Below are 9,305 nucleotides of genomic sequence, written 5' to 3'. Positions count from 1 at the left end.
TCTGGTCCGGAAGTCGAACAGGCGCTGCTCGCGCACGATCACGTGCGCGAGTGCGCCGTGGTCGCCAAACCCGATCCCGTCCATTCGACCAGCATCGTAAAAGCCTACGTCGTTCTGACCGACGGCTGCGCGCCCGACGATGCGAAATGCGAGGAACTCAAAGGCTTCGTCCGCGATCGAATCGCCGCGTTCAAAGCGCCGCGCGAGATCGAATTCGTCGCGCAGCTTCCGCGCACCGAAACCGGCAAAGTCCAACGCTACCGCCTCCGCGAACGCGCCGCCGCCGACCCCCACCCCCTGTCATCCTGAGCTTGTCGAAGGATGAGCTTGTCGAAGGATCACGCTTGTTGTTTAGGCGCTTTCGATGTCGCAGAGGAGAAACTTCACGCCGCCGGTGCCGAGGGCTTTTGCGTCGGCGATGAGTGCTTGACCTTCGGGTGTTGCTACTGCGGCGCACGCACTCTTGTAGTCATCGAAGTAGAGCTCGGCAACGCGATAGGCCGGCGTCGGGCTGCCGTCTTCTTTAGGGAACACCTTCGCGAGTTCGGCACGTCGAACGCCCGGGACTTTACCAGCGAGAGGGACGTGTTTACTCTTGTAGTGCTCTTCAAAAGCTGCCGGATCGGTTGGGTTGTCGTAGACGACGGTTAATTTAACGCTCATGCCCCTAGCTACCCGCTCTTACGTCTGCCTAACCGTCGTCAGGTCGGCGAACGCCTAGGTGTCGCGTCCAGTCTCCACGCTTCAGCTGTTGATTTCCAGGAAGACTTCGGTGGCGAAGGCGATGAGGAAGCCGGCGGTCATCATGGTGGTGGCGAGCGCCGAAAGACCGGTGCGTTTTAAGACGCTCCAGAGTTCGCCGATGACGAAGATCAGCGCGCCGATGGCGATCGCGAGAAAGAGCACCGAGAGCGTCGGTGACGAGAACTGATAGCCGACGATCGTGCCGACGAACGTTGGGCCGCCCGCGATGAGACCGGCTAGACCGATCTGCGCCCACGAGGGAACGACGCGGCCTACGAGCGGCGCCGCCACGCCGAAGCCCTCGGTTGCGTTGTGCAGCGCGAAACCGACGATGAGCCCGAGCGCGATGGCCGTCGCGCCGGATGCCGCCGACGCACCGATCGCGAGGCCTTCTCCGAAGTTGTGCGCCCCGATGCCGATCGCGATAATCGCTGCGAGCACGATCGGATTCTCCGCGTGTGCGGCCGCTTTTTTGGTAAAGTGCATCGCCGCGCTGCCGAGCCCGACGAGACCGACGAGTAATCCGATGATGAAAACCGCGATCATCGCGCCCGGAAATGCGCCGGCTCCGCCGTGCCATGCGGCCACGCCGCGAACGATCGGCACGGTTGCGTTCTGCGCGATCTCAATCACGAGATAGAGCAAAATCCCGATAGCCAGCGCGTTGAGCAGCGCGACGGTCTGCGTGGTGAGTCGCCGCGAGCGCGCGATCGGCAGTCCGAGAAAGATCGTCAGCCCGGCGATCGCGCCGAGCATCACGGTCATCCAGAATCCGAGCGGGTGCTTTGCGGTAGCGCTCATCGCCGGCATCATCGCGGCATACATCGACGCGAGCGTGTTCGGCGTTCCGATATAGTGGATCGCCGTGATGAGCCCGTCGGGCATACCGGTACTATCCTCGATGTGATCGCTGACGTGACAGTGTACGAGCCACGTGCCGGGTTTCGCGTCCGCCTTCACAATAACGTCGACGCGTTGGCCCGGCCCCAAACTCACGGTATCTTCTATATCGCGGTAATCGAGCGGCTCGGCATCGCGCGCGATGACGCGCTGGTAATGACCGTGCGTGTGCATCGTATGAAAGGCTTCGCCGGAGATATTCACCCAGCGAATGCGAAAACGTTCGCCCGACTTGACGTCGAGCGCTTGCGTCTGCGGATATTCCTTGCCGTTGAGCGTGAACTCGTTCTCCGTACCGCCCTGCACGATCCACGCCGATATCACCTCGACGAAGTCGCGCGCGACTCCGCGTTCGAGCGGCAGCGGATGGGCGGGCTCGACGACGATGGCCCCGTACAGTCCCGAATCGAGCATCGCTTCGTTGTCGTGCGTGTGGTAGATAAACGTGCCCGGATGCGACGCAACGAATCGGTATTGAAAATGGCCGCCGACCGGAACGAGCGGTTGCGAGATGCCGCCGACGCCGTCCATCGAGACGGGAATATCGTGAATGCCGTGCAGGTGGATGGTATCGGGGGCGGGGCCGTCGTTCGTATAGTTGATGACGACGGTATCGCCTTGCTTGACGAGCAAAACCGGGCCGGGCACGACGCCGTTGTACGTATTCGCCATCACGGTAAGCCCGGCACGCAGCGTCCAAGGCGCCGAACGTTCGACCAGATTGAAGGTTTTCGTGCCCCCGCGGACCGCCGGAATCGCCTGGTAGGCGCCATCGGGGCGCCGCGTGACCTTCGACTCGCCGGGAGCGGGCGTGGCGGCGGGAATCGGTCCACGAATCGGCTGGAGGCCGAGCGAGGTCGAGACCGCCCCCGCGCTGGCGTCGGCATCGGCCCGCGCGGCTTGGGGGGCCGTACAGATGAGGGCGAGAGCGGCGACGGCGATCGCGAAGCAAGGGCGCGCTTTGAACAAAAAGGCCTCCGGGGCGCGGCCCCACGCGGGGGCTTAAAAAGTTAGGCACCCCTAATTCCATCGGTAGGCGGCCCTTCACCTTTCCGCCCGAAGTCGCAGCCGCGGCGAGGCGACGAGGCAGGAAAGCGTCGCTCTTTGGCGATTTAGGCATTCCTAACTACCATGCTAGGACCGGCTAATTGATGCGCTTCGGCCTGGCGAGTCCCGTTCTCGCCGTTCTTCTGCTGTTCTCGGCCGCATCGCGGCCGGCCCAAGCGATCCCGCTCTTTGCCCACCGGTTCGGCGTTTCGTGCCAGACCTGTCACACGGTCGTGCCTCGCCTCAACGGCTTCGGCGAACGGTTTCGCGACGCCGGGTATCGCTGGCCGGCGCCGGTGCGGGCCAACGCGGCGTTCCCGGTTGCGATGAAGGCCAATCTGGCATACGCGAGTGCCGCAGACCCGTCCGGGCTGCCCAAGGCGATCGTGGATGAGGTTGAATTTCTAACGATGGGCAGCGCGGGCGCCCATCTGAACTATCGCGTGGAACAGTACGCGATCGACGGCGGCCGCATCGGCAGCACGCGCGACGCCTACGTGGCCTATTCGAGCGATCCGCTCGCGGCGTGGCGCGAAACGAGGCGGCCGACGATCGGCGTGACGGTGGGGCAATTTACGCTTCCGCTGCCCGACGATCCCGAGACGATGCGCCCGACGCAAAATCATTACGCCGTTTTCGACCAGACGGTCGGATCCAATCCGTTCGTGTTTTTTGACGATCGGCTGGGCGTGCAAATCGGCGCGAGCCTGCGCGACGCCGACGCGCATCTGGTCGCCGCAACGAACGGGGATCGCATGCTGGCCGCACGCGTCGGTACGCCGGAGCTATCGCTGCACGGCTACGCGTATCGCGGCGCGCGCGCGCTGGGAACGGTCCGCGACGCCTTTTGGCGGCGCGGGGTAGCGGTGACGAGCGTTCGCGGCAAAGCGCGCACGTCGCTGCTCGCGCAGACCGGGAAGGACAGTAGCGCGGACGGTCGCGGCAACGCGGCGTTTTCGAGCGGCGGCTACGCGCAGGAGGAATGGGCCTTCAGCGACCGGCTTATCGGCGTGGTACGCTACGATAGCGCCAACACCGCCGGCTCGCCGCTGCGATCCACCACGTTCGCGTTAAACTTCCGTCCCTTCGATCGCGTTCGTTTTAGCGTCGAGGGCGTGTTTGCGACGCGGCCGGCAACGCAGCGCACGCTCAACGTCGCTTGGCTCTTTGCGTATTGATTTTTCGCAGCAGTTCCGCATCGTGACTACGCACCCAGGGCGCCGCGCTCCAGATCGGATAGTCGATCGCGCAGATGCGATTGATGATTAGAGCGAGCACCGCCAGCAATACGACGGCGCCCATTAAGAACAAGAAATCGACCAATCGCGGAAGAATCCCGAGCGCGACGATGAGCGTGGTGGCGCCGGCCGGCGCGTGTTCGCTCTTAAGCAGCACCATAAGCGCCGATGTCAGGCCCAACGCGATCGCGGCCGCGAGGACGCGCCGGCCCCCGATTTCACTACTGAAGCCGACGCCCAAAAGGCCGGTCAACCAAAGTGCGATATATCCGCAGAGCGCGCCCGCGGCGTGGCCCAGAATGACGTGACGCGGCGCCGAGTCGCGCCGCATCGGGTGGGCAAAAACCATGAGTGCGGTCGGACCCAGCGATGGAAAGATATAAGGACGCTGTGTGAGATCGGCGACGAGCCCGATCAAGAGCATCGTCACGAAACTCCAGAGCAGCACGTAAAACGCCCGCCGCTTGAATCCGCCGAGGACCCCGAAGTCGAAACGCATCTACCAGAGCGTACCGCCGCCCAGCAGCATATAGAGAATCGGGCCGACGCCCCAAAGCAGGCAGAGCAGCGCCCAGAGCACCTTCTGGACCGTGGAGAGATCGTCGCGCCCGGCGAGATTTATCCACGCCAAGACCACGGCGATCGGGTGAAGGATTGCGGAGAGGAGAATCTCGAGCACGAGTTTCATAAAAAAGCGAGCCCCCAGCAGCTTATGCCGTTACGTCGGTAAAATGTTCGAACTTCTTGCGGGCGACTTTGTCGAACGTGGCGGTTTTAGTGCAGCCTTGCTTCGCGTTTATCGTCGCTATCAGAGCGTCGGCAAAATCGGCGCCACTGCGGTAGTCGCCCAACACGGATCGAATTGAGATTCCGTCCTCGACCGTAAACTCCGCCGTGTTTAAAACCCCGGCTATTGCATCGGCAATCTGATCGCGGGTATATTCGTCGTAGGCATTTTCAAGAACCCAAACGACTTCGACGACCACGATTCGATTGATAAAAGCGGGGCTCTCAGCAGTACAGCTATTCGCGATGTATCGGCTCGCCGCCGCGAATTGCCGGGGGTCGTCGCGCGTCAAGATTCGAACGAGGACATTCGTATCGAGACCGATCACCTCCGCGCGGCTCGCTTACGAATTGCTTCGTTCATCTCTTCCACGGATCGCGCTCGTTTCGCGATCGGGAGTATGGCTGCAATATCGTCGACGTGCAGGGTAACCGGAGTCATAATGACTTGCCGACCCTCAACCACCACTTCGAGGCGGTCGCCGGGTTTTAGCTGCAGACGGTCGCGAACATCCTTGGGTAAGGTCATCTGGCCTTTGCTCGTCAGCGTCGAACTACTCAAAACAGGAGGCTCCTTACTATTTCGATGTATCCTTACTTTAGCGTAAGATTGAGCCGGGAGTCAAATTTTTACGACCGGTACGATCGCTGAAACCAGCGGGATAGTTAGTCGGTTAACCATCGAAGAATATGAAGAATCCGTTTAGAGAACGCCAGAATGCTCCGGTCGCGATCATCACGATTACCGTGATGCTCGGCCTCATCATGGCGATCATCGACGCGACCATCGTCAATGTGGCACTCAACAACATCGGCGGCAACCTCGGAGCCTCGATCGACGAGGTCTCCTGGGTCGCCACCGGCTATATCCTCGCGAGCGTCATTACCATGCCGCTCAACGGGTGGCTGACGGCGTACTTCGGACGCAAGAATTTTTACGCCGGATGCCTCGCGATCTTTACGATCGCGTCGTTTCTGTGCGGAACGGCGACGAGTATTTGGCAACTGGTCTTCTATCGCGTGCTGCAAGGATTCGGCGGCGGCGCGCTGCAGCCCACGGCGCAGGCGATCCTGTTCGAAACGTACCCGCAGGAGAAGCGCGGCGCGGCGATGGCGATCTTCGGAATGGGCGCGATGGTCGGTCCGGCCGTCGGACCGCTGCTCGGCGGGTATTTGGTCGACAACTTCTCGTGGCCGCTCATCTTCTTCGTCAATATCCCAATCGGCATCGTCGCATTCTTGATGACGCTTGCATTCATTCCCAACCCGCACTTTATCGAAAAACCGAAAGGCGGGATCGATTGGCTCGGGCTCGGATTGTTGAGCGCCGGTCTCGCCGCGCTGCAGTACGTGCTCGAACGCGGTCAGCACGACGACTGGTACACCTCGGGAACGATTTGGGTGCTCACGATCGTCGCCGCCGGCGCGCTGCTTTGGTTCATCTGGAAGACGCTGAAGGATCGCTATCCGCTCGTGGACCTCAACGTATTTCGGTATCGCACGTTTACTATCGGCAACATCATCGGTATCGTCACCGGCTTCGGACTCTTCGGAACCAGCTTGATCCTGCCGCTGTATTTTCAAACGGTGCTTGGCTTCACGGCCTACGACACCGGCCTCGCACTGCTCCCCGGCGCGATTGCCACCGCCTTTAGCATGCTTATCGTCGGGCGCATGATCAATAACGTCGACCCGCGTCTGCTGGTGGGATTCGGCATGCTCGTCTTCGGCGCGGCAACGTGGTGGATGGGCGATCTCAATCAATACGCCGGCTATTGGGACGTTTTTTGGCCGCGGCTCGTGCAAGGTTTCGGACTGGGTTTTCTCTTCGTGCCGCTTTCGACCGTCACGCTCGGGGCGGTTCCGCGCGCGGAGCTGGCCGGCGCGACGGGCGTCTCCACCTTGGTGCGTCAACTCGGCGGCAGCCTCGGCATCGCCGTGCTTACGACCCTGCTAACGCGCGAAGCCGCCGTTGCGTGGTCGGCGCTCGCGTCGGGCGTAACGCAGGCGCACGCGCACGGCCATTCGATCGGTCAGCTCACGGGGCTCGTAGCAACGGCCTCGCAAGTGATCGCCTACGATTATCTCTTCCGAATTTCGGGGCTGATCTTCTTCATCTGCATTCCGCTCGTCATCTTCATGCGCCCATCGCGACGCGACGGAAACACGCCCGTCCCCGCCAAAGCGGCGCTGGCGGCGGAGTAGCGCGAGAGCCTTAAAGCAGTCGCGTACCGGCCGACTCGTCGCCCGGTACCGGCTGTTCTTCCGACGCGTCCTCGAGCGGATAGCCGCGCTCTTCCCACGCATCCAGTCCGCCGTCCAGAATCGCGGCACCATCGTAGCCGGCCGCCCGCAGCAAAGCTGCGGCCGCTTCCGCGCGCTCGTCGTCTTCAGCATAGACCGCGATCGGCCCATCGTGCGGCAACGGCAGCACGAGGGGATCGACGTTTTGAAGTTTCTTCGGATCGTAGTGCACCGACCCGCGAATTTGCTTGCCGTGCCGATGCCGGCGCGCATCTACGATCGGAGTGGTCGTGCCCTGCACGCGTTGGGGGTCCATCGCTCGATACCTCGATTCCAAGCCTCTGGCCGGTAGTCTACCCGCCGCCCTGAGGCTGCAATCTACGACTCCAAATCCGGAAAAATGACCTACGTCAATTCTCAGGGAATTCCCAGGAACCACGTTTTTGGCATGGAACCGACTTTTGCAGCAACCCGTGCCACTTGGCACAGGGTGCGCCTCGTCTGTAAGGAGCAACCATGCCTCGATTTCGATACCGGCATGCCTTAACGGCCGTTTTGCTCCTCATCGCACTGCTCGCCCAGGGAACATGGGCACTGGCGGGCACGACCGGTGGGATCGGCGGAACATTAACCGATAGCACATCCGGCAAACCGGTGGCCAACGCCACCGTAACGGCACAATCGCTTTCGCAGACCGCGAAAGCCACCACCGACGGGTCAGGACACTTCACGTTTCTGGCGCTTACGCCGGACACATACACACTCTCGGCGGAAAAAGAGGGCTACACGCCCGTCTCCGTCACCGGCGTCACGGTCTTTGCGGACCAATCGCAGACCGTCGCCATCCAGACTCGACCCGCACTCAAGACGATCGCAAACGTGACGTCGCGCGCCGTGGGCAGTTTGGTGAAGTCGGGTACGACCGCAGATATTTATTCGGTCAACGCCACGACGCAGCAAGTGGTCGCCGGCAGCGGCGGCGGCTTCAACCTTAACAGCGCCTATTCGGCAGTGTACGCCCAGCCGGGTGTAACGTCGTCGATCGGCAACTACGGCTGGGGACAAGTCTTCTATATCCGTGGAAGCGCCTACAGTCAGATCGGCTACGAGTTCGACGGCGTTCCCGTCAACCGCGCCTTCGATAACTATCAGGCCAACTCGCTCGCGAGTTTGGGCCAGCAAGAGCTGCAAGTCTACACCGGCGGATCGCCTTCGGGCTCGTCCTCGGCAACGCTCGGCGGCTTCATCAACCAAGTCATCAAGACCGGAACCTATCCGGGCTTCGGCTTGCTCAAGGGCGGCCTCGGCTCGCCCGGCTTCTATCACGGGCTGACGGCGGAAGCCGGCGGCGCGAATCCCGCCCGTACGTTTTCGTACTACGTCGGGTTGATGGGATTTAACCAGCACTTCCCATACGGCAATTTCCAAAATCAGAACAACATCGATCCATCGGGACAAAGTTCGTACGGCCTGGTGGCCGACAACGAGAGCGCAACGCTCGGCGGCGCGCTGACCTGCGGTATCAACGCCGGTTGCCCCGATGGCGGAAATTTCGCCAACCAATTCCTCAATGGTCCGTTCCCCGCGTGCAACAACGCGACGGGTACGCCGATCGGCTATTCCGCCGCGACCCCGGGCGTGTTCAACGGCGCGTGCCGCGGATACGGCCCGTTTGGAAATGGCTACCTTGGCGATGAATTCGAACGTGACAACGTCGTCAATCTGCATTTCGCGATCCCGCACAAAAAAGACGGGGGCCGCGACGACCTGCAATTACTCTTCGACAACTCGTCGCAGTATCAGATCAACGACAGCAGCATCAACGACAACGGCGGCTTGGCGTTGATCAACGGCCAAGTGTTGCCGTTTGCGACTGCAAACTGCGGATCGGTCAAAGTTCCGGTAAACTGCGGAACCTTCACCGGAGCCGGAGCATACACTGGCCCATACGCCGGCCTGTGCGGGTACGAGAACTTCGATAACGTCGGCTGCGCGGCCACGAACAGCCCGCTTCCGTACATCGATTCGAACATCTTCGCCTCGGGCACACAGTTTGGGCAGTCGGCGTCGACTGCAGTCGTTACGCCCTACTACTTCCCGAACTCACCGACGAATCGACCGTTAAACACGGCCTTCTCGCCGGTCGCGGGGTTGCCAACGACCTTGCGAGACGGCTTTTGGAACGACGTCGGCATCTTCAAGGCGCAGTACACGCATAACTTCGGCAGCACCGCCTACGCGCGTCTGCTCGGGTATACGTTCTACTCCGACTGGCTGATCAGCGGCCCGACCTGCGCGGCGACCGGCTATTTTGACGGCCTGCTCAACGGTGGTCTCTGCGGCAAC

At 61.7% G+C, this 9,305-nt stretch carries 10 protein-coding genes; 4 read left to right on the top strand and 6 right to left on the bottom strand.

Going from position 1 to position 9,305, the window contains the following annotated elements; all coding sequences use genetic code 11:
- Positions 1–309, top strand: a 309-nt coding sequence (locus tag VIG32_02215; GenBank protein HEY8296825.1) for a 2-aminobenzoate-CoA ligase, incomplete at its 5' end; no start/stop codon positions are given.
- Between the two features lie 42 nt (positions 310–351).
- Here VIG32_02215 and VIG32_02210 read toward each other — a convergent pair.
- Together VIG32_02210 and VIG32_02205 are read right to left on the bottom strand one after the other, a co-directional pair.
- The gene (locus VIG32_02210) at positions 352–663 is read right to left on the bottom strand and encodes an EthD family reductase (GenBank protein HEY8296824.1); all 312 of its coding nucleotides are present in this window, start codon (positions 661–663) and stop codon (positions 352–354) included.
- Between the two features lie 81 nt (positions 664–744).
- Complete coding sequence (locus VIG32_02205) at positions 745–2,613, bottom strand: multicopper oxidase domain-containing protein (GenBank protein ID HEY8296823.1); 1,869 nt, start codon at positions 2,611–2,613, stop codon at positions 745–747.
- A 182-nt stretch (positions 2,614–2,795) separates the two neighbouring features.
- On the opposite strand from VIG32_02205, the gene VIG32_02200 reads away from it, so the two are divergent.
- Positions 2,796–3,869 (top strand): hypothetical protein, encoded by a 1,074-nt coding sequence (locus VIG32_02200; GenBank protein HEY8296822.1) that lies wholly within the window; start codon positions 2,796–2,798, stop codon positions 3,867–3,869.
- On the opposite strand, the gene VIG32_02195 is transcribed toward VIG32_02200, so the two are convergent.
- Genes VIG32_02195 through VIG32_02185 form a run of 3 tightly spaced genes read right to left on the bottom strand, consistent with a single transcriptional unit; the run spans position 3,841 to position 5,044 of the window.
- Complete coding sequence (locus tag VIG32_02195; protein ID HEY8296821.1) at positions 3,841–4,428, bottom strand: HPP family protein; 588 nt, start codon at positions 4,426–4,428, stop codon at positions 3,841–3,843. The two genes, VIG32_02200 and VIG32_02195, sit on opposite strands and share 29 nt — an antisense overlap.
- On the bottom strand, positions 4,429–4,617 hold the full coding sequence (locus tag VIG32_02190) for a PLDc N-terminal domain-containing protein (protein HEY8296820.1): 189 nt from the start codon (positions 4,615–4,617) through the stop codon (positions 4,429–4,431).
- 22 nt (positions 4,618–4,639) lie between these two features.
- Positions 4,640–5,044, bottom strand: coding sequence for a type II toxin-antitoxin system VapC family toxin (locus VIG32_02185; protein ID HEY8296819.1), 405 nt, complete (start codon positions 5,042–5,044; stop codon positions 4,640–4,642).
- 361 nt (positions 5,045–5,405) lie between these two features.
- Here VIG32_02185 and VIG32_02180 point away from each other — a divergent pair, with 361 nt between their 5' ends.
- Entirely contained in the window at positions 5,406–6,920 is a 1,515-nt protein-coding gene (locus VIG32_02180) for an MDR family MFS transporter (protein HEY8296818.1), read from the top strand.
- A gap of 10 nt (positions 6,921–6,930) precedes the next feature.
- Here VIG32_02180 and VIG32_02175 read toward each other — a convergent pair whose 3' ends face one another.
- Positions 6,931–7,275, bottom strand: coding sequence for a rhodanese-like domain-containing protein (locus VIG32_02175; protein HEY8296817.1), 345 nt, complete (start codon positions 7,273–7,275; stop codon positions 6,931–6,933).
- A gap of 200 nt (positions 7,276–7,475) precedes the next feature.
- On the opposite strand from VIG32_02175, the gene VIG32_02170 reads away from it, so the two are divergent.
- The coding region (locus VIG32_02170) for a carboxypeptidase regulatory-like domain-containing protein (protein ID HEY8296816.1) at positions 7,476–9,305 on the top strand (1,830 nt) is incomplete at its 3' end.

Source organism: Candidatus Baltobacteraceae bacterium (genome assembly GCA_036559195.1).
GTDB lineage: Bacteria > Vulcanimicrobiota > Vulcanimicrobiia > Vulcanimicrobiales > Vulcanimicrobiaceae > JALYTZ01.
This window is presented reverse-complemented; position numbering and strand designations above follow the sequence as displayed.